Origin of the sequence: Methylomonas sp. LWB, assembly GCF_001856095.1 — a bacterium.
Taxonomy (GTDB): domain Bacteria; phylum Pseudomonadota; class Gammaproteobacteria; order Methylococcales; family Methylomonadaceae; genus Methylomonas; species Methylomonas koyamae_A.
Genome location: NZ_MKMC01000100.1, coordinates 1 through 20,424 on the forward strand (window position 1 = coordinate 1; position 20,424 = coordinate 20,424).

At 53.3% G+C, this 20,424-nt stretch carries 22 protein-coding genes; 16 read left to right on the forward strand and 6 right to left on the reverse strand.

The features are described 5' to 3' along the window. The first annotated feature begins 347 nt into the window (after positions 1-347). From ltrA to BJL95_RS22760, 16 genes are all read left to right on the forward strand, one after another. Positions 348-1,856, forward strand: coding sequence for a group II intron reverse transcriptase/maturase (gene ltrA / locus BJL95_RS22685; protein WP_217631727.1), 1,509 nt, complete (start codon positions 348-350; stop codon positions 1,854-1,856). Positions 1,857-1,944: 88 nt separating this feature from the next. After that, the gene (locus tag BJL95_RS22690) at positions 1,945-2,244 is read left to right on the forward strand and encodes a hypothetical protein (protein ID WP_071160849.1); all 300 of its coding nucleotides are present in this window, start codon (positions 1,945-1,947) and stop codon (positions 2,242-2,244) included. A 345-nt stretch (positions 2,245-2,589) separates the two neighbouring features. Next, positions 2,590-2,946, forward strand: coding sequence for a hypothetical protein (locus BJL95_RS22695; RefSeq protein WP_139306390.1), 357 nt, complete (start codon positions 2,590-2,592; stop codon positions 2,944-2,946). A gap of 104 nt (positions 2,947-3,050) precedes the next feature. Continuing rightward, entirely contained in the window at positions 3,051-3,497 is a 447-nt protein-coding gene (locus BJL95_RS22700) for a hypothetical protein (protein ID WP_071160851.1), read from the forward strand. Between the two features lie 280 nt (positions 3,498-3,777). Further along, entirely contained in the window at positions 3,778-4,308 is a 531-nt protein-coding gene (locus tag BJL95_RS22705; protein ID WP_139306391.1) for a hypothetical protein, read from the forward strand. Positions 4,309-4,373: 65 nt separating this feature from the next. Continuing rightward, positions 4,374-4,979 carry a hypothetical protein gene (locus tag BJL95_RS22710; protein WP_139306392.1) on the forward strand — a complete coding sequence of 202 codons (606 nt, stop codon included), beginning with the start codon at positions 4,374-4,376 and terminating at the stop codon, positions 4,977-4,979. A gap of 153 nt (positions 4,980-5,132) precedes the next feature. Then, positions 5,133-5,684 carry a hypothetical protein gene (locus BJL95_RS22715; RefSeq protein WP_139306393.1) on the forward strand — a complete coding sequence of 184 codons (552 nt, stop codon included), beginning with the start codon at positions 5,133-5,135 and terminating at the stop codon, positions 5,682-5,684. Positions 5,685-6,154: 470 nt separating this feature from the next. After that, a complete protein-coding gene (locus BJL95_RS25390) occupies positions 6,155-6,490 on the forward strand; it encodes a hypothetical protein (RefSeq protein ID WP_175463783.1) in 336 nt (111 codons plus the stop codon). A gap of 61 nt (positions 6,491-6,551) precedes the next feature. Beyond that, complete coding sequence (locus tag BJL95_RS22725) at positions 6,552-6,962, forward strand: hypothetical protein (RefSeq protein WP_071160856.1); 411 nt, start codon at positions 6,552-6,554, stop codon at positions 6,960-6,962. Between the two features lie 477 nt (positions 6,963-7,439). Continuing rightward, complete coding sequence (locus BJL95_RS22730; RefSeq protein WP_071160857.1) at positions 7,440-8,186, forward strand: hypothetical protein; 747 nt, start codon at positions 7,440-7,442, stop codon at positions 8,184-8,186. Positions 8,187-8,419: 233 nt separating this feature from the next. Then, positions 8,420-9,226, forward strand: coding sequence for a DUF4239 domain-containing protein (locus BJL95_RS22735; protein ID WP_082885494.1), 807 nt, complete (start codon positions 8,420-8,422; stop codon positions 9,224-9,226). A 239-nt stretch (positions 9,227-9,465) separates the two neighbouring features. After that, positions 9,466-10,125, forward strand: coding sequence for a hypothetical protein (locus tag BJL95_RS22740; protein WP_139306395.1), 660 nt, complete (start codon positions 9,466-9,468; stop codon positions 10,123-10,125). A 762-nt stretch (positions 10,126-10,887) separates the two neighbouring features. Beyond that, on the forward strand, positions 10,888-11,283 hold the full coding sequence (locus BJL95_RS22745) for a DUF5658 family protein (protein ID WP_139306396.1): 396 nt from the start codon (positions 10,888-10,890) through the stop codon (positions 11,281-11,283). Between the two features lie 292 nt (positions 11,284-11,575). Next, the gene (locus BJL95_RS22750; protein ID WP_071160859.1) at positions 11,576-12,214 is read left to right on the forward strand and encodes a hypothetical protein; all 639 of its coding nucleotides are present in this window, start codon (positions 11,576-11,578) and stop codon (positions 12,212-12,214) included. 145 nt (positions 12,215-12,359) lie between these two features. Continuing rightward, positions 12,360-12,812 carry a YaiI/YqxD family protein gene (locus BJL95_RS22755; RefSeq protein ID WP_071160860.1) on the forward strand — a complete coding sequence of 151 codons (453 nt, stop codon included), beginning with the start codon at positions 12,360-12,362 and terminating at the stop codon, positions 12,810-12,812. Positions 12,813-13,057: 245 nt separating this feature from the next. Then, positions 13,058-13,678 (forward strand): hypothetical protein, encoded by a 621-nt coding sequence (locus BJL95_RS22760; RefSeq protein ID WP_071160861.1) that lies wholly within the window; start codon positions 13,058-13,060, stop codon positions 13,676-13,678. Between the two features lie 249 nt (positions 13,679-13,927). Here the strand turns inward: BJL95_RS22760 and BJL95_RS22765 are convergent, their stop codons facing one another. From BJL95_RS22765 to BJL95_RS22790, 6 genes are all read right to left on the reverse strand, one after another. Then, positions 13,928-14,320 (reverse strand): hypothetical protein, encoded by a 393-nt coding sequence (locus tag BJL95_RS22765; RefSeq protein WP_071160862.1) that lies wholly within the window; start codon positions 14,318-14,320, stop codon positions 13,928-13,930. A gap of 62 nt (positions 14,321-14,382) precedes the next feature. After that, positions 14,383-15,363, reverse strand: a complete 981-nt coding sequence (locus tag BJL95_RS22770) for a GTP-binding protein (RefSeq protein ID WP_083386232.1) — start codon at positions 15,361-15,363, stop codon at positions 14,383-14,385. Positions 15,364-15,481: 118 nt separating this feature from the next. After that, positions 15,482-16,756: an O-acetylhomoserine aminocarboxypropyltransferase/cysteine synthase family protein gene (locus tag BJL95_RS22775; protein WP_071160864.1), complete on the reverse strand. Its 1,275-nt coding sequence runs from the start codon at positions 16,754-16,756 to the stop codon at positions 15,482-15,484. A gap of 396 nt (positions 16,757-17,152) precedes the next feature. Next, positions 17,153-17,920 (reverse strand): hypothetical protein, encoded by a 768-nt coding sequence (locus tag BJL95_RS22780; protein ID WP_139306397.1) that lies wholly within the window; start codon positions 17,918-17,920, stop codon positions 17,153-17,155. Positions 17,921-17,966: 46 nt separating this feature from the next. Continuing rightward, positions 17,967-18,965 carry a hypothetical protein gene (locus BJL95_RS22785; protein ID WP_071160866.1) on the reverse strand — a complete coding sequence of 333 codons (999 nt, stop codon included), beginning with the start codon at positions 18,963-18,965 and terminating at the stop codon, positions 17,967-17,969. A gap of 181 nt (positions 18,966-19,146) precedes the next feature. Continuing rightward, positions 19,147-20,205: a DUF2278 family protein gene (locus BJL95_RS22790; RefSeq protein WP_175463784.1), complete on the reverse strand. Its 1,059-nt coding sequence runs from the start codon at positions 20,203-20,205 to the stop codon at positions 19,147-19,149. Between the last annotated feature and the right edge of the window lie 219 nt (positions 20,206-20,424).

Below are 20,424 nucleotides of genomic sequence, written 5' to 3' on the forward strand. Positions count from 1 at the left end.
ACGTGTGTGCCGGGCATGGCGCGTTACTATGTCGGTGAAAGTCCGGCAGCCAGGTTTTCGTAGAGCCGAAGGCTAGGGAAACGGCAAGGGCGTTGTCGCGAGGCAGGGTCTGGAAGAAGCCGAACCCAAAGCTGCGGGGCGATGAACAAGAACTGGATATGAGGCGTGATACATCCGGGGCGAGCGGGCACGTGACCGCGAAGCCCTCGGCTTTGGCATCCTGCGTCGCCCTACCTCCTGCATCCCTGCAGTCGTCCATCTACGATCGGGATGTGTTTTGTAAATCCGGCGTTCGCGCAGCGAAAGAAACGTGTCTTACCCCGGGAGGTCTCCAAACTGCTTTTGGAATGAAGCTGGACGACCGGCAACGGTTGTTGAACCGTTTGGAGAAGACAGACAATTGCTCCTGCATTGTCTGCATACATGCCATCCATGGCATTATCAGCAAATGGCATAGTAGGCGGCTGGCCGCTGCCGAAGGCCTGAACGATGAAAGAGGACAACGCTTTGCAATGAATCAAGTTATCGCATCAGACTCCCTGCGTGAGCGGGCTGTGGCTATGCCGCAGGATGAAAGCCTGATTGGAGCGCAAAGCAAGTTGGACTCCATCCAACCCAAGGCGAACTTGCAGGCGGTGCTGGACCGCGCCAACCTGCAACGCGCGCTGAAGCAAGTCCGCCGGAACAAAGGCGCGCCCGGCATCGACGGTATGACGGTCGATGAATTACCGCAGTACCTGAAACAGCATTGGCCGACCATGCGCGAACAACTGGAAACGGGGCGCTATCGGCCTCAACCGGTAAGACGCGTGGAAATACCCAAGCCCGACGGCAGTCACCGTGGGTTGGGGATACCGATCGTGCTGGATCGACTCATTCAACAGGCTATCGCCCAAGTACTTAGTCCACAATGGGAACCCCAGTTTCACCGAGATAGTTTCGGTTTTCGTCCGAATCGCTCCGCGCACCAAACGGTGCGCAAGCTGCAATCGGATATTCGCCAAGGCTATCGCTGGGTGGTCGACCTGGATTTGCAAGCGTTCTTTGATCGAGTAAACCATGATAGGCTCATGGCCAAGCTGAAAGGCCAAGTCGATGATCCATCGTTACTCCGCTTGATCAATCGCTACCTGAAGACAGGCATCCAAATAGGGGAAACCCTTCTGCCCAGCACGATGGGGGTTCCACAGGGAGGACCGTTATCACCGTTGTTAGCCAATATCGTACTGAATGAATTGGACTGGGAACTGGACCGGCGCGGCCACCGTTTTGCCCGCTATACCGACGACTGCAACATTGTCGTCAAAAGCAAACGAGCGGGGGAGCGAATCATGGCAAGCGTAACGCGCTGGTTGAGTGACAGGCTGAAGCTCACAGTCAATCCGCTCAAAAGCGCGGTGGATCGCCCCTATAACCGAAAGTTTTTGGGTTTCACCGTCAGTCGCAACGGGAGCAATCTGAAAGTGGCCGATCAGGCTATGGACAAACTCAAAGACCGTATTCGCGAACTGACCCGTCGTACTCGAGGCCGCCGTTTGGAACAGATTATCGCAGAGTTAAGAAAAGCCCTGCTTGGTTGGAAAGCTTACTTCGGCATTACCGAAGTGATGAGCCCTCTGCGCGACATCGACAAATGGATACGACGGAAGCTACGCTGCTATCTCTGGAAACAATGGGGTCGAGCCGGCTATCGGGAACTGCGCAAACGCGGTGTCTCCGAGCGAGAAGCTTGGAACACCAGCAAAAGTGCGCATGGTCCGTGGCGTTTATCGAAGACCCCTGCGTTATCGCTGGCTTTGCCGGCGAGGGCATTTGCACAAATGGGGCTGCCCGCCTTGGCGGAGCGGCAGGCATGAATCATCGAACCGCCGTGTACGTGATCCGTATGCCCGGTGGTGTGGGAGGGAGGAGCGGCGAGGCTTCTTCCTATCCCGATTAGAGCTTATGCTTGATGAAACTCTGACGATTACCGTGCCGCTTCGACAGCTATTCGCTCCAGCCCTTTTTTCGGTCGTTCTTGTTGTCTGGACTGCAGGGGTTTACCCTTTCAGCGCTTATGGAGACAACTGGGCTATCTGGCCTGCTATCATCATTTTTCCAGTGGTAGTTATTTGGCACGGCGCGCTTGTTTTCAAATCGCGTGGCAATAGAAAGCTAGCCTTTCTCGCCGCACTTGCTCATCTGGGTTTCTTTGTTCCGGGGTGGTTGCTATGCCTGATGCTTATTTCCAAAGACAGTCTGTGAGAGCTCTAACCCTGCGCTCAAGTTCGCTCCCTCCGGTCGCTGGGACGCGCCTTCGGCGCGCCCCTTAGCTGCACGTTAAATGCGGGGCCAATCTCGAAAGGCTTGGAAAGCAATTAATTTATCGTAAAGAAATAGCAAATAATGGCTGAAGAAATCATGAAAATATGTTATTACCTGGAGGGAAAAACCTTGCAGGTTAACATGCGTTCAACCAGACAAGGTTTTTCCCTCCAGGTTAAGCCATGATTTTCAGCGTCATTCGTGTTTCTTTGCTTGAATCAAAATTATTGTTTGGAAATGTCATCAAGGCATTTAACCAGTCGTTAAATGTTTTCCTGTGAGCTTATGAGCAAGTATCTATATTTCAAAACTGCCAAATTCGAGTCGAATCAAGATTTCGCTAACTGGCTTCATCAAGAATTATGTAGAGCTGGTGAGGTGGCGGGTGTTCCTATAAACGACGAATTCATGTTTGTAATTCCCGTAACTCGGGGTACAGGCAAGGGCGAGATATATCTAGGCAAGAACGAAGAGCAGAGTAATCCGCCACTATGGCAGGTTTGGTTTGAGAACAAGGTCGGCTTCTTCAAGAAACTGTTTTTAAAGCCAAGCACAGACAATGAGCAGCATTACAAGAATCTGTTGTTCAGGTTAGTGGGCTCAATAGACGGGGTATCTAATGTTGAGTGGTCAGACATTTAACCAGGCGTTATGCTTCACACAAACATAGGAACAATAACGATTGATATAAAAAAGTATATGAGCACAGATACTATTAGACCAGCGCAAAAAACAAGCCAAAATTCATGAGTACAAAATATACGATAATCGCTAGTATTTGCTCTGTTGTTGGAGGCGCAGCGTTTAGCCTTAAATTCAATTATTTTGGAATCCTTTGTACAATCTTAGCGGTAGCGTTTTTCTTATTGGCTTTCATATCACACAAGAAAGAATTAAGGTATAAGGAAGACCAAGAGCAATCCAGAGGGTTCAAAATAGAAGCATATGGAACTGACCCTGATACTGACCTAGTTATTAAGGCAATTGGAACCGCAGAAAATGATTTTATATATTTTGGCGATATAGTTAATGACACGAATCTACCACTTAAAGTAATCAATAGAGCTTTGGATTGGCTAGTTATACAAAAATTCGCAGTTGAAACCAAAGGACGCAGAGGTAAAGTATATGAACTTACACCAAAAGGTCGTGATGTATTCAAAAACATTATTCACCCGATTAGCAAAGCATAACTAAAAAACTCACCTGACCCGCTAACGCGGGCCGGTGATTTTAGCGTTATGTGGCAATAAGGTTACAGGTTTAGCGCGCGAAGAAATAAACAATATCGGTGACAAATAGGGTCGTAAAATCGCCCACCCGGCAGCGGTGGGGGGAAACCGCCCGACGCGCTTTATTTTTCCATCAATCGCAATGTTTTGGCAGGTGGTTTTTTATGCTGTGTTGGCATCAACCAACGCTTCCTTCTGGCAAGCAAAGGTTCTTATACCATTTTACAGTGAGGAGTTAACAATGCGGCAGCCAATCGAGAGGCGAAGTCTTCCACATAGCCGTCATCTGGATATTCCTCAAAAGTCTGAGTATTCAGAGAAAATTGAACAGCTGATTCTGGAAATTCGGGAACATCGCGAGCCAATTCGGTTGGATGAATTGAATTCCGAAATGGCAGAAAAATTTGCTGAGATTGAAAGGTTATTGCAGCCAGAGCGTAGAGAACAAGGGAAAGATATTTTGGAATCAATCGCCAGCCTCGGAGAACGAAAACGCGAAGTTTCGCTTCGAACTGAGGAAAGTAGGGAGCGAGTAATGGCTGTTGTAACAACTCTTCTTGGTGTAACTACCGCGCTTGCAACATCCCTTATCGGAAGTAAGTTTTTCGACACAGTGTCTAGCTCACCGGTTACTTTAATTGTTGGCAAGCTCTTTCCGCTGATGGGTGCGCTTTTAGTTGTGGTAGTGGCACTTCAGTTTTTACTTACTACGCTGCGGATAAAACGAAGAGCAGCAGATAGCACATTACGCGAGGGAAAGTCCGATGGCTAACCTTGCGTTCGAAGGGACGCTCCGCCTATCGGAGGCACGCCCCTCAACTTCACGTTAGCATCAAAATGGAACAAGCCACTGCGCCAACACTCGATGAATTCAAAGCGGCCTGTAGGGATGAGTTCGGATTCCTACAGAAGGAATTTGGATTTATTGAAATTGGGCCGACTAGAGAAGAATATTCTAATTTGTATGAAGTTAATTTCGAAAAAGATGGCTGGCGCATCGTTGTTGCTGGATATTCGTACGGTTTTTCCGCAGGCATAGATATAAGAAATAAAAAAGGGATTTCCGTGCCTTTCCATCACTTGGTGCCTGATGGATTTTGGGAGGCGAATCGGCAAGGCTATGGACGCGGACAAATAGGAGATATTCGGTTTCAAGCACTGTGCTTGAAAAGATTTGGAACACGTTTTCTCAATAATGACTGGAGCCCATTTCAGTTATTAAGAGATCTTGAAGAAAAATGTAAAGAAGAAAATACAAAGGCATGGGAGGAAGATGAACGAGAGTGGGCAATGAAAAGAGCTATTGAGAAGGCTGATAAGGCATTCAAGGCAAAGAGGTATTCAGAGGCGGCGGATAATTTAAGCGAATTTAAAGAATATTTGCCCCCTTCCCAAGCAAAGAAGCTTGCAATCTGCCTGAAACGAAGAAATGCTAACAAATAGCTTCAACGGACATCAAAAAGCGTCGCTCTGCTTTTTGCTGCCGCTGAGCATGGCGTTATATTTTTTCTCCGGTTTATGAAATTTTGAGAAAGCGTTGATAAACTGTTTTTATAAAAATCTTAGTAGTACTAATAACCTTATAAGGGGATAGCCATGCCTACTGGAGTTCGAGGTGGAAATAAAATGTATCAGATGTATCGCGGAGGTTGCGCCGGAAAATTCGATCTTGACGGGATTAAAGCGGGGTATTTGATTTCCAAGTTGATGCGAGAGTGGCAACAGGAGGATGACCAAGCTTCAGTTGCGTCTAGTTTGCCAAGTGAATCATTGGTAAACGTGGGTAAAATTATCTATAAAAAACCCGTATTACTCGAAAGCTATGCAGACATGTCAATAATTAATCTCTCTATGAAATCTCTAGCTTCGGCGGACGAATTTGCCCGAAAGCAGCATAGTCAATCTAGCAGTAAAACAGATCTTACAAATCCACCTTGTGGCAATAGTGCGTATGTCGGGATGACTGACAACCTTAAGATTGCTAAAGCATTTGCAAGTAATCCTGAAGGCTGGGTATGGAGATTCGATATTCCAGGTGACAAAATATGGAAGGGAGGGACTGAAGACGAATGGCTCGCTCTTGGGGGAACCAAAATATACAACCTCTTTTTATCGAAAGATTCAGGAATTACTTTTACCCCTTTCTAACGATATAAAATATAACAAGGTTTTTGTGTGTGAAGGCTAGGGTATTAACAAAGGATTCAGAAAAACAGGCATTGATTAAGTGCTTGTCAGATCGGAACGTATCCCTGATGTTCTTCTATGAAGAGGAATTGGGAGAGGGAACTCCCCATGAAAAGCTGGCAAATTCATAACATTAGTTCGTCCCCCATACAATTACGGACAGTTCGAAAAGTGGCTTTATCTTGGTAATTGGCAAGCCATTTTTCCAGCCAACAAGAAATATCAGCCTTTCAATACTTTCAAGACGAAAGGTCCAGAAATCGAGAAACGAATGAATGAAGCTAAAGTAACTCTTATCATCGATTCGTTCCATGATGACATCGAGTGGAATGTTATCGAAAAAACCTAACCAGGCGCTTCACCCGACCAAAAACCGTGATGCGGTTTTCGTCGGCTGAGCTTTACGTTATGCGCTTTAGAGACAGTTCGGCATGGAAGATCTTACAAATAGGTATCTAGCAAGTTGTTCACCATATATCAGCAGCTTGGTCTACGATATTGGTAACAGAACACTGGTCCTTGAATGTGTACCGAACCCAAATAGCTTAAAGCCGCACACCAAAGTAATTTTTACCGGTATCCGCTCCTACTCCGAAGAAATTATCGATGATGAATACGACGACATGTGTATGGATGGTGTTGTAGGCATGCATTGGATTCGTGATCATATTTTTTGTCTTCGTACAGATACGAAAGAAATCATCCTGGAATTAGAAAATGAGCCGCGCAGGTTATGCACCGCATACCCTATTCAAGGTTTCCGATGAATCAAACTCCCAAGAAGGTACGCGATGCGTACCCTACATCGCTTGCAGCTCAGGCCATAAAATGCGTGCCATCTACGTTCTGTTTGCAATCGCTGCCGCCTTGAATTCGGCGATTGCGGCTACGGCAATCGAAACGGATGATCCATTGAAAGCGTTTGTGTTGGATCTATACCCCCGTGGCTCCGATTACTTCATCAACGGTAAGCACGATACCACCTTGTTTCGTTGCGTCGCCGACTTCAATGGCGACGCGCGACTTGACATCGCTTTATCGGAATTGAGCATTTGGGGAAATCGAACGGGGCCTTTTGATATTTTCACCCGAGAGCCGAACGGTCGATTCAAGTATCTTCGCACATCCGATTATGAGTCAAAGCTCAAAGCGCTCTGCCGCGAACGACTCGAATCGTGTTTCTCGAACGATTACCTGTCAACCGAGAAGTGTCAATGGAAAAAAGAATTTGCAGAATAAGCACAGCCCTGCAATCAGAAAGATGTTTTATGCCGGTTCAAATCCAGCGGAGCGTTCAATGGATTTGACGGGTTACCAAATTCCAACTTTCAATCAAATCAACAAATACCGAAGTTACTATTTCTGCTCGCCGGTAACGATGTCGTTCATGGCGGGCGAATTCGACCGTTCCAAACGGAGGCGGATTTTATGGCGGGGTTTCTACCGCCTGCCGTCGAATTGTTAGGCGATATGCCGAGTTACACCGATCGAATAAGGTATGGCTTTGCTCGAGGCCGGGCGGCGAATGTTAAACGGCTAGTGGAACGCGGACGTATGATCGGCTTGGTCGCCGCCTGCCGGGGATAGCTCGTCTGATAGGCCAGCCGTCGGCTGTTCTACGACCGCATGCGCCGCACGTAAATCGACTATGCTGTCCCGATGATCGACTCTCCTTTTTTCAAAGTTCAGCCTGACTGATCGGTCGATATTGGCGCGATGAAAGTCAAACCAGTCACCAAACAGGACTTCCCTCGCTTGAGGCGGCCATTCGCGGTTTGGTTGTTCGTGGCGTTTGCGCTCGGCACGAACGCGGCGGCGAAGGATAGCGGTGCGACCTCGGGGAGAAAAGCTGCCCGCAATTTGCCGGATATTGATGCGACCGAACCCGATGCCGTCGATATTGAACACGAAACCAATATTTTCCATAATGCGGCTGTCGCCAATCTTTCCGCGAATATCGGGCTGGCGCCGGGTTGGGATGCGGGCCTCAGTGTGTTGAACGCGCAATTTGCCTCGACGGCTTCCCCGGCGGCATCGTTCCAGCCGGATATTTTGGTGAATTTGGAAAAACATTGGACGGCTGAAAATGCACAAGTGATCGCGGGGATGCAGAACGGCTTGGGCATTGCCGCGTCCGGCAACGCTTTCATGAATCTTGCCTATCTGGAATATCAACGCCATCTACCGGGTTGGGATGTCGATATCGACACCGGCCTTTATTACGCCAACGCGGCGCTCGCCAATCACGATAGCGCGGGTTTGCATCTGAATGTCGAATTGCCGGTATCGGGAGAACTGAGGTTTGACGCCGATTATTGGTCCGGATTCAACGCCTTGGGCGGTACGACTTTCCGATTGTCGTATCCGCTGTACCGGAATTGGCGGGTCGGCTTGGGCGTGCAGTGCCCGACGCTGGACGCCGGCGATCCTGTCGTCGGCATATTGGGTGTTTATTGGCGATAATTCCGACCTTGGCCAACGTTGATTGGGATTCGCGCGTTTTTCCGGCTCGGTCGGTGACGGGAATGACGGCTTTAGTCGCACTGGGATCGAACGTCCGTTCCGCCGTCGAACTAAAATATCGGGCGTTCGTTACCTGACGATGCTCCGACCCAGCGGCTTTCGAGGCGACCGAAGGACTCTTTCACAGCTTTTGTTAACGTTGGTATCCATTAATCTCTACCCACCATTTCGCGATGACCGAATTTATGTACGACATTGACAGCGTACTGATAGCCGGGGTGCTATTGGTTTCCATGCTTTTGGCCATAGAAAGCGGTTATCGACTGGGCTCTCGCTCCGAACATGTCACCGGCGAGGATTTCAAGCAACACGTCAATGCAACCTCGGCGTCGTTGCTGGGGATATTAGCGCTGTTGCTGGGATTTACATTTTCGTTGTCGTTACAGCGTTACGATAGCCGCAGCGAGGCGGTGGTCGACGAAGCTAATGCGATAGGCACGACCTACTTGCGTTCGCGGATGCTGCCGGCCGGCGTGCGGGACGAAGTCGGTAAGTTGTTGCACGAGTATGTCGATCTGCGGGTGAAGGCCGGGGAAATCGATCTGACCGCTCATCAAACCCTAAGCGAGATGGCCGCCGAAACCGGCAGGCTGCACTCGGCGTTGTGGGACTATGCGCGGCGTGCGGTGGAACTCGACCCAAGGCCGGTGACCAGCGGCTTGTTCGTGCAAACCTTGAACGAATTGATCGACAATTACGGTAAACGCGACGCCGAACTTGCGCGGCATGTACCTGAGTTCGTGCTGATCCTGCTCTACATCACGTTCATCATGACCGGAGCGGTAGTCGGCTATGCCACCGGGCTCGCCGGACATCGTCCTTCGTTCGTTACCCACATTTTGGTCGGACTGATCGTAATTTTGGTATTTATCATCGTCGATTTGGACCGTCCGCGCCGCGGCTGGATTCAAGTGAGCCAGAAAAGCATGCTCGATCTGCAGACCGATATTCGCGAACTCTCCGGCGTCGGCAAGCAATAAGGCAATCCAAGCCAAGGTCATCGCCGGACCCATACGCCAGATTACCGGTTTTTGGATGCTTCGTTTCCCGACTTCATCGACAAGCGTGCGGCATCAAGCCCGCCTCCAAACAGGCGTCGGAACCACGCTTGATCTCCCGAATAATTTCTAGTAGTGTTCCTGAGTCGAAAAAATGTGCCCCAGGTCCGTTTGCGTTGTTCGGCGAAACCTCTAGGAAAACCTATCAACCGGGAGTTTTTATGAACCAGAATGTTTTAAGAGCAGGTGTGTTGCTGTTGGCGAGTTTATCGAACGCGGTCGGTGCCGCGGTGTTGGATTTGTCGACCGACGGTTCCAATCCTACTCCGCTCAGTTTTTCCGCGGGCGACAACGTGGTCGACGTGAAATTGGACCCTAGCGCCGGCGCGGATTCGCGTTTTTTTAGGTTCGACATCGGAGCTGGCTATCGACTGACTTCTATTCAATTACAGGCTTTCACGTTTAGCCAGATTGGCGGCAACCCCACCGCTACCGGCGTGGCGTTTTTCGGCTTGAAGCAAGGTACGACGATCACGCCCAGCGTTGTCGACCCGTCCGCTGTCGATGGCTACGCGCTGCTGGGCGCTCCGGTCGGAACAACCCCGATCAACGGCGTTATTCCCACGAATGTCGGGGAAGATGTGTTTCCAAGTCTGATCGCTACCGGGGCCTTTACCGGCACCCAATTGCCCGCCACCTTAGGGGTGGGCAGCTACACGGTTTGGTTGCGTGAAAGCAGAACCATGGACACGTTTTCGTTGAACTTTAAAGTCGCCGCCGTTCCATTGCCCGGCGCCGCTTGGTTGATGGGGTCGGTGTTGCTTGGCTTGGTCGGATGGGGAAATCGACGCTCTCCCCGCTCGAACTCGGTTGCGGCTTAATCGCGGATGGGTTTACCCGTTCGTTAACTCTTCTCGAACCTCGTCCCATCGGCTATCGCGCCGATGGGTTTTCAAATGTTTCCCAGCGTGCCTGAATTCGGAAAGGTTCTGGTCGTTCCTGATTGGGGTAGGCGTCCACGCCATCGAGCGAAGCCGGAGCCCGGTTGATGTGGCCAATCGCTGCGGGCCAGCCACCCCTGACGGCGTCCCGACGCGCGGTTATTGACGTCAGTGTGGCGAACGGCTTTTCAGCAAAATCAATGCCTTGCCATATTAAACCGCGACCAAGCCCCGGTTTCGCGGAATAACTCGCCGCGCGGCCCCAAAAAGCCCTATCATATTAGCCATCTCTTATGTGAGACGGACTGAAAGGCGGTAGGGATTGCCGAAACTTTATTTCTCAATTGGAAATAAACAATGTATTCAGCATGGTATTGTAAATTAATACCTGAGAGTTATAGTGAAGCCGTCTTCACTAACTCTGCGACTGAATTCAGTCCGGGATGTAAATATGAATGCTTCAAACAGCCTCTACAAAGAAATTACTACCGGTTTATTGTTTATTATCGGTATGCTCGGTTTTCTGTCGGGCCAATTCGTAATTTCTACATCGATGTTCGGCGCGGCTTCAATTTTCAGCAATCTAACCTAAGTGATGCTATCGGGCCGTTATGGTTTCAGTTACACAACTCAAGGCGCTGGCGGTGAAAGTCCATGTCTTTCATCATCGGGTTGGGCGCCAATTCGCGTAAGGAGTATCACATGAAAATTCGAAAGGGCCGCGCAACGGTTAAAGTGAATGGGCTGGATTTTTTTAGGGCGTTGAGTATCTGGCGAATACCGACGCGACATAAATTAAACGCGGCGATGCTGGTTTTGTTTGGCTTATTGCACATCGCCGATGGCGTGATTACTTATCTCGGCTTGAGCTTTACCGATGTCGACGAGGTCAATCCCATTTTAAATTACTTCGCCGGCTTGGTGGGTTTGGGACTGGCCATTACATCGCTGAAAGTGGCGATACTTCTGGTGATTGCTTTTATCTTCTTCGACCGTCACTCGATCAAAGGGCGTTGGGGTACGGCCACCTTGGTTTGGGCCGATGCCTTTTACAGTTGGGTGGTGACCAATAATTTTACATTGGTCATGGGTGCTTGATTCCTTCTAACGCACCCGTTTGAAAAGCGTGGGCTCGGTTCTTTAGGCTCACGCGGTGTTGATGTAAACCCCGTATTTCTATCGTCCGTTGCCTCGAATCCCGTTTCCCGCTCTGGCGGGAGGGGTTCCGGATTCGAAATCCCGCTTTTATTCCGATTCGTTAGCCACGACAAGGCAACCCTAAACCGTTCAATGTTGGACGCGGCAACCTCTTGCTCCTATACTGCGACCGCTTAACCGCCTGTCCAATTGACGGCCATTTCGAAACGCCGCCGGCTACGAAAAATTCCACATGAAAATTCCGTTCCTGACCTTGCTTGGCCGATTTTACGCGGCCCTGTTTATTGCCGGCTTGACCGGATGCGCCTATGTCACCGAAGGCAGCAAACTGGGGCCGATCACGCCACAGGCTAACGCGATGAGGCCGATGATAGAACATACGGTCGGCGACTTCGCGTTTACGATGGATGGCGGTGGTCTGGTGACTGATCATCTAGCTGGCGTGTTGATCAACCAGAACGTGCTGAATGCCTGGCTGGACAAAGCGTATATCCGCGATCACGAAGCGGTGGGGCCAAGCGAATTTACCGGCAGAGCCGATTATCAATTGACCTTGTCCGGCAGCCAGCACGGCGAGTCTAGTATCGCTATGCAAATCGTCAGCGGACTGACGTTGTTTATAATCCCTTATACGGTTACCCAACATTACGATATTCGCTTTACGTTGATCGATGCGAAATCCGGTAAGTCATACGCCGCAAAGGTCGAAGAAGCGAATAAGGTGTACATGGAATTGTTTTTGTGGCTGGCATTGCCGTTTGCCGCGCACAACGAGCAGACCCTATTCGAGCGGATAGCCGACCATCTTTACGATCAGCTTTACCGGCAAGGCGCGTTTCAAACGACCAGCGCCCCGGTCGGCTTACCGTGAGGGGATTCGATTCCTGGACACTGTTAGGTCAATGCGAGCGCTATCCTCTCGCCCAAGCCTCGTCGGATTTGAATCCACGTTGGCGCGAAAGTCCACGCTCGGACTGGATTTTATCGTTTAGCCATCCATTAATACTAAAGCCACTATGCATATTTGGGTTGACGCGGACGCCTGTCCGAAGCCGGTCAAGGATATCTTATTTAGAGCGGCCGAGCGTTGCCGATTAGGGACGACCTTGGTGGCCAACCAACCGATACCGGTTCCACCGTCGCGCTACATCAAAATGCTGCGCGTCCGCAGCGGCTTCGACGTGGCGGATAACGAAATCATCAAACGGCTGGAACCTGGCGATCTGGTGATAACCGCCGATATTCCGTTGGCTGCCGAAGTCGTCGCCAAGGGCGGTCACGCCATCGATCCGCGCGGCGAGCGCTATTCCAACGAAAACATCGGCGAAAGATTGCAAATCCGCTCGATGATGGACAGTCTGCGCGCCAGCGGTATCGACACCGGCGGTCCAGCGCCCTTGCATCCGCGAGATATTCAAGCATTCGCCAATCAATTGGACCGTTTTTTGGCGACCTTAAGCCGCGCCTGAAGGCGGTAATCATCCGCCACGCCGTTCGGCGAGGTGTTGTCGCGATCACCAGCAAGCCCCTTAGTGTTTCCGTGTCTAAGCGCTCCAACGTACTGACGTCGCGTATCGGACGCGCTAGTCTGTCGTTGGCTTTATGCCAAATCGTGTTGATCGCTGCCGGTATTCGGGCTGAATTGCCGTCGAATTGCCGGGAAGACATTAACATTTCGATGTTCCTGAGTTAGCTTCAACACCAAGGACAGAAAATGGAAAAAAAGACTTCGTTGACCATTGTAAAAGCGGGATTCTGCTTATCGCTGCTTTCGCCGTTGCCGGCGTCAGCGACAAACGTCTACATCGACGTATCGAGCGGAACGCCGGTCGTATCCAGCAACGATATTTGGTTTGCGCCGCTAGGTGGCGGCACGTCGGTGACGCAAATCATACCGGGCGGCTGGGCAATATCGTTTAGCATGGGAGGGGTATGGAACGGCTTTGGTGGTCCAAACAGGGGATTGGAACTGACGGATCTTTATACCGGGAAGTTAGTCGACAGTTTTGGCGTCGATTCGGTATCTTGGTCGGGTTTCCTGGATTACACCACGGTTTATTCTCAGTTATACATCCAGGACAGTGCCGGCGACGTCACAGGACGGACCCCCAGGATCAACAACGCTCCGGTTTCCTCCGCAGTGGAAATTCCCGGGGAATTTCAACTGGCGATGTCGAACATGCACACCGCCTACACCACGTTTGATGTTTATCTGAAAGGTTTCACCGTCAACGCATCGCCGATACCGCTACCGGCGGCTGCATGGTTGTTCGGTTCGGCGGTTTTCGGATTCGTTGGTTTGTCGCGCGGTCGCGTGAAACGTTCCGCCGGGTAATCGGTGAATAACCGCACTTTGACAAATCGCTCGGTAGCCTCGCGACGAACGCACCATCGTTGATGTTCATTCGCGGTTTTACAGTAATTTTGCCGGCATATTGACGCGACCTCTTGGCGTCGCCGCCGAGAGATTGTCCAAGCCGAGCCGATTGGCGAACGGTATAGGTTAACGGCGTTAGGCCGTGCCCGGAATGGTTGTTACGATCCCGTTCCATGCGTTGAAGCGGGATCGAGCGCCGTGCGGTACTTATTTCTTGGTCATGAAAAAGTAGATGGACTGACATTTCAAGACCATTTTCGCACCGTCCTTCTCGACGGCGATACAGGTTTCCATTTTAGAGCGGCCCGGTGCGGCTTGTTTGTTGAGTTTGCCGTTTTCCACCGAATAATTCAGTATCGCCTTCAACTGGTCGATTCGGGCATGAGAGTCGGAGTCCTGGGTAATGCCTTCCAGGGTGCCGTCGTTTTTGAACGTCCAGGTGGTGTTCAGGCCGCGGGCGCCGCTGCCGTCGGCGTTCAAGGATTCCTTATCGATCTGCCAGGTGCCGAGCAACTCGGCTTGGGTCAATGGCTGTTCCGCCGCGCCGGCACCGAAAGAAAGAGTCAACAGCGCCAGCGCCGCCAGTTTGCGATAGGACATGATAAATTCCTTGAATTGCTTGTGGGAAAGGCTGCGATTGTAGCACGCTGGGTGCCGCTCGCTCAGTTGGAATGCCGCCGAAGCGTCGGTGGCGGGTCGCAATCGGCGAACAGCGCGCCGAGCGTCTCGGCCAGCGCATCCGCCGGACCGGCGCCAATGAAAATCAAACGGCCGCGTCTATCGTCGTTGGCGCGGGGCGGTAGCGGCGTTGCCGGGTAAAGCCGACCGGAAGCGGCCTGGATCGCGATCGGCCCATTGAAATCGGGCGGATAAACGACGCCCTTGATTCTCGGCAGCGCCGGACCGAGTTGGACGATGAGTCGCTGTAATGCGCTTTGCAATCGCGGCCAGTCGGGCGTTTGTTCGAAGTACAACGATACGCTTTGGAATGCATGTTCGATCGGATCGGCGTTTGCGGGCAGGCGCCGAAACAGAGGCAACGGCGCATTCAGCAAGTCGCCGGTATCAAGTTGTGCCAATGTCCTGGTCAGGATCGGCGTGGCCGGTGCCAGGGTTTGCAGGTACGCTTCGAGACTACGGAGCTGCGCCGGCTCGGCCAGATCGGCATGGGTCAGCAGCAAGGTGTCGGCCCAGACCGCCTGGGCTTTGGCTTCGGCATGGCGTTGCAAATGCTCGACGGCCGATGGAATCGCCAAGGTCGCGATCACCTGCCGGAGCCGGTAGCGTTTGCTCAGCCACGGTTCGCGCAACAAGGTGTCCAGAATCGGCTCGGGGCTGGCGATGCCGCTGGTTTCGATGATGACTCGCGCGAAAGGCTTGACCGTCGCACCGTCCCAGGCCATGCGCAAATTTTTCAAAGTTGGCGCCAACGCACCCTTGATCTGGCAGCACAAACAGCCGCCGGACAGTACCGTCATTGGGATGCTTTGGTTTTCCAACAAATCCTGATCAACCGGCGTACCGCCGAATTCGTTGATGATCACCGCCGTTTTGATGCCGTCCGCCAGCAGCCGGTTCAGCAAGGTGGTTTTGCCGCTACCGAGAAAGCCGGTGAGGATCAGGACCGGGATGGGTTGAGGCATATTGGCTGGCATGATCGCGGAAGACGAAAGTCAAAGAGGAATCGGTGGAGTACAAACCTAGGTTTGTACTCCGGCTAACGCTAAGAGCTACCCCACGGTAACTAGATAGCAACCGCCCTCAAACCGCATCCAACGCTTGCTCCAAATCTTCGACCAGATCGTCGATGTGCTCGATACCGATCGACAACCGCAGCATCTCCTCGCTGACTCCGGCCTTGGCCAGTTCTTCCGGATTCAACTGGCGATGGGTGGTCGACGCCGGGTGAGTGGCCAGCGATTTGGCGTCGCCGATGTTCACCAGCCGGGTGAACAATTTGAAGGCGTCCAGTACCCGCGCGCCTGCCTCGCGGCCGCCTTGTTTCAAACCGAAACTCAAAATGCCCGAGGCCCTGCCGCCCATGTATTTTTGCACCAAGGCGTGGTCGGGATGTTCCGGCAGGCCGGCGTAATTGACCCAAGCCACTTTCGGATGGTCTTGCAGCAGTTTGGCGATTTCCCAGGCATTCTCGCAGATGCGGTCCATCCGCAACGGCAGCGTTTCGATGCCTTGCAATACCAGGAACGCATTCATCGGCGCGATCGACGCGCCCATGTTGCGCAAGGGCACGACCCTGGCTCGACCGATGTAGGCTGCGGCGCCTAGCGCTTCGGTGTAGACCACGCCGTGATAGCTGACATCCGGCTCGTTCAGACGCTTGAAGCGGGCCTTGTGTTCAGCCCACGGAAATTGGCCGGAATCGACGATGATGCCGGCCACCGAGTTGCCGTGGCCGCCCATGTATTTGGTCAAGGAGTGCACGACGATGTCGGCGCCGTGCTCGATCGGCCGGCACAAATACGGCGACGGCACGGTGTTGTCGACGATCAGCGGAATGCCGTGGGCGTGGGCGACCTCGGCCAAGGCCGCGAAATCGGTGACATTACCCAGCGGGTTGCCGATGGATTCGCAAAAAATAGCCTTGGTGCGGCTATCGATCAACGGCGCGAAACTGCCCGGCTGACGCGGATCGGCAAAGCGCACTTCTATGCCCAGTTGCGGAAAAGTATGGGCAAACAAATTGTAGGTACCGCCGTACAAAGTCGAGGCCGAGACGATGTTATCGCCGGCTTCGGCGATGGTTTGGATGGCATAAGTGGTGGCCGCCTGGCCGGAAGCCAGCGCCAGCGCCGCCAAGCCGCCCTCCATCGCCGCCACCCGCTGTTCCAACACGTCTTGGGTCGGATTCATGATGCGGGTGTAGATATTACCTTGCACTTTCAGGTCGAACAAATCCGCGCCGTGCTGGGCGCTATCGAAGGCATAGGCGACGGTTTGGTAAATTGGCACGGCGACCGCCTTGGTGGTGGGGTCCGGCGTGTAACCGGCATGGACGGCCTGGGTCTCGATTCTCATACACACTCCTGTTGTTTATTATGGTTTGCTAATCCTCGTCGAGGAAGGCGGGATTATACAAGCCGCCGCCCCCCACGCCAGCCCGGTTCTCGCGATTTGCGGACGATAGGAAAGGCATGGCGGTAGCTCGGACAACCCGAACGACCTTTCTGGGAGCGGGATAGGCTAGACGGGACACGGGCGGGCGTTCGATAAAAATCGGGACTTTCTCACCTGCCGGGTTAGCGGTTTATCCTAGAAAAATCAGTTGAGCATTCCAAACCCCGTTCGCCCCGAGCCCAGTCGATGGGTGGGCAGGATTGGAAATGCTCGCCAAATGCGGGAGGTTTAACTTCCGCACAGTCTTTGGAAAGCCCGACGAGAACGGATTTACGCGTTCGAACTGATTTTTTAGGTTTATTTGCGTTTGGCCTTCTTGGCCGGCGCGGGCGCGGGAGGTTCGGAGACGGGCGGCTTGGTTTCCGCATTAGCCGAACAATCCTTGGGTTTAGGCTCGACGTAGGGAATTTTGACCGACAGATCCTTGCCGTCCACCGGATAATCGCTTTCCAAGTACTTACCGCAACTGACGTGCTTGGGCGAATAATTATCCACGTAGATTTGTTGAGTGTTGTTGGCCGGATAGAATTCGCCGCTCGGGCAGCGCGCCGACTGGGTGGGGCCGATAGCGATCAGGGTGCCTTTCTTCAGGGTACATTTGGCGACCCATTTGAGTTCATTCCAAGCGGGGCAGATCGCATTCTTGGCGCGGTAGTCCTGGTCCGTGCCGGACGGGCGTTCCGCGGTCCACCAAGGGCCGAGCCGGTTACTGCCGCCGTAGGCGTTCAAGCCGCCGTCAGGGCCATTCCACATCCGGTAAACTTCGACGTCGTCGGTGATGCGGAGCAGTTTGCCCGACGCTATCCCGCCTTTTTCCGGTTCGGCAACCGCGCTGGCGAGAACGTCGTTATCGCAGCTTTCGGCGCAGTCCTCGACTAACTCGACCTTGCCGGCCATCGCCGCCGGCAGAAAAATCGGCTTTTGCTGACATTCGCAGCCGGCCGCCAATAACACTAACGCCAACAAGCCGATTTTCGCGCCGGCGCCGATGCCGGCCGCGATGCCGCCGACTACGGGATTGGCGGCGCGAGGATTTTTCATGAGTCGAGGAAATTGTTCGGTCATCGCAAGTTGTCCTGGATTTGGCTGAAGTTAACGGAGAAGGAAGCGCTTATTTATCCGCGTCGGCGGCGGGCGGTTTGCGGCCGGAGCCGCGAATCGCAAACAGTTTGGAGATCGCGTCGAACCAAAATGGCGCGCCCAAGGTCCCGGTCATCGCTGTGATTAGCCAGCCTAGCCAGGGAGCTTTTTGGTCGTCCAAGCGTTGGATCGCGCAAGGTGTGCCCTGGCTGTCGTATTTGACGTTCCAACCGATCGGTAACGACAGTTGCCGAAAATGATCGAGGTCGCGGCGCAAGGCTTCGATACTTTGCCGCAGTTTGACTTGCGCTTCGCTGTCGGCGCCGTCCGGATTCAGCGGCCCGGCCGCATTGTCCGCCCGCTGGGCCGTTTCGACCAACGCCGAGACCATGGCCGGATTCGAGCGCAAATAGTGGGCGATGTGCAGAGTATCGACATTCAGGGCGGCGGCCAATAAAAAGCCGACCGCGAACATCACCGCCTGACTGCGGCGTTTGTACCAACCGCCGACTCGGTCCATCACCAGCGAAAAATGTTGCTCGACCTTGGTCTTGAAAGCCACGAGATCGCCGCCGGCGGTTTCCAGCATCGGCCCGAACAAGGTTTGCAGATGCGGACTCAGTTCGGCCAGGCTGGCGGCAATCCGTTCCGGGGTGCGCTCGCCCTTGGCCAAAAATTGCACGAAGACCTCGGCGAAGCAGGCCGGCTCGATGTAGGACGGTTTGGAGCCGGGCTGCGACAAGGTATCGATCAAGGGATGGGCGAACAGCTTTTGGGTCAATGCCGGCAAGCCGGGCACCGCCGCCAAATCGGCGGTATCGTTCAGCACCTCGTGGATTTTGCGATCCACTTGTCCCAGCCAGCGCCGCCAGCGGCCGCTGCCTTCCAGTTCGCCCATCAACAACGCGACACCCTCGAACAACACCTTGCCGCGCATTTCCAGCAATTGGGCGACCACTTCGTTGACGCTGCTCACCAAGCCGGCGAACATCGCGAATACCAAACATAAGCCGATTAAAATGTCGATCATGCGCTTTACGTCCCCCCAATTGAAAGGGTGTCGGAATGCCCCTCTCCTAGAGAAAGAGAGGTCGGGGTGCGGGGAAATGCAAGGTAACGCATTGTTTTTACCCCCTCCCCCTGCCCTGTCCCGCGAGGATAGGGTTCTGTTTTGACTTTTACGACAGCCTGTTGACGCTTCAATGACGAATTTAGCCGCCGAACACGATCGGCTGGCCTTCGGTCCTCGCGGCATCGCGAGTATAAGCCACGCCGTCCACCTTTAGACCGCGCTGGTCCAGCAACGTGATGGTACCGCCTTTGTTGGACAATTGCGCGCCCTTGCCGCTCAGCATCACTGTCAAGGCGCGGCCGGGCTCGATTTTGCCGGCAATCGCTTCGGCCTTGTCTTGCTGATCCAGAATTTTCCAGCCGGCCAGATCCAGTGTGTGGCCGGAGGCGTTCAACAGCGTCACGAATTCCTGGCCGGGATCGGCGCCGGGCGGATTGACCATCGCCGCGACGATACGGGCCAAATGATAGGGCGAATCCGGCGCGACCACCGGCCAGGGATCGACGCTGCCGGTATCGGGAATCGGTACTTCGGGCACCGACGGCGCGTCGCCGATCGGATCGGCGGTCTGGTCGTCGGTATGCCAAACCTGGTTTTGAAATTTGATGAACAGCCCGACCGCGCCGCCGGAGCCTGAGAAATCAAAGATCAAGCCACCATCGTGGAAAGTGCCGTTGCTCTCGCCGGCGCCACCCTGATTCATGTGGATCAAATGTACGCCGTTGCCGGGTTCGAAATGGAAATACTGGTCCGGTTTTCCGGACTCGGGCCCCCATTTTTCGCCGAAGGCGTAAACCACCGCGCCCGGATCGGCGATTGCCCGCTGCGCCAAGTCTTCGACGAATTCGAACAAATCGTTGTTGGGGCCGGGCGCCAGATGGGGGATGGGCTTCATGTCTTGGCCGCGAAACAGATTGCCGCGGATGTAATCGATCGCCGCGCCGTCGGCGACGCCGTCCGCCAGATTGCTCCAGCCTTCGGGCAGTTCGCGGGCCCGGTCCAACACCGGATGTTTGAAGTCATGCACCATCAGGTATTCGACCAAGCGTTGCGCGACCGGACCTCGGCTGGAACGCACATTGATCGCGATGCGGTATTTAACGCCGCCAACGCCGACCAGCAGTTCCGAGTGCGGATCATCGTCGCTATCTCGTTGGTAGTCGATGGCCTTGGCTTTTAATACGCCGTAATTCTTCATTGTCATCTCTCCTGGAGCATGCCGGCTATGTTTTGGGGCTCGCGTGGGTGCTATTCGCGCTCCAACGGCCCAAGGGTTGCGCCGATATTCTCGGCGAAGTTCCGCCAGCCGGCAACGGGGATTTCGTACTAGTACAAACGTACTGGGATCGCCAAGATTCTGAGCGGAGCTGGACGCAAAATCGTCAAGCACTTCCCGTTGGACAGACCAATCGCGGGG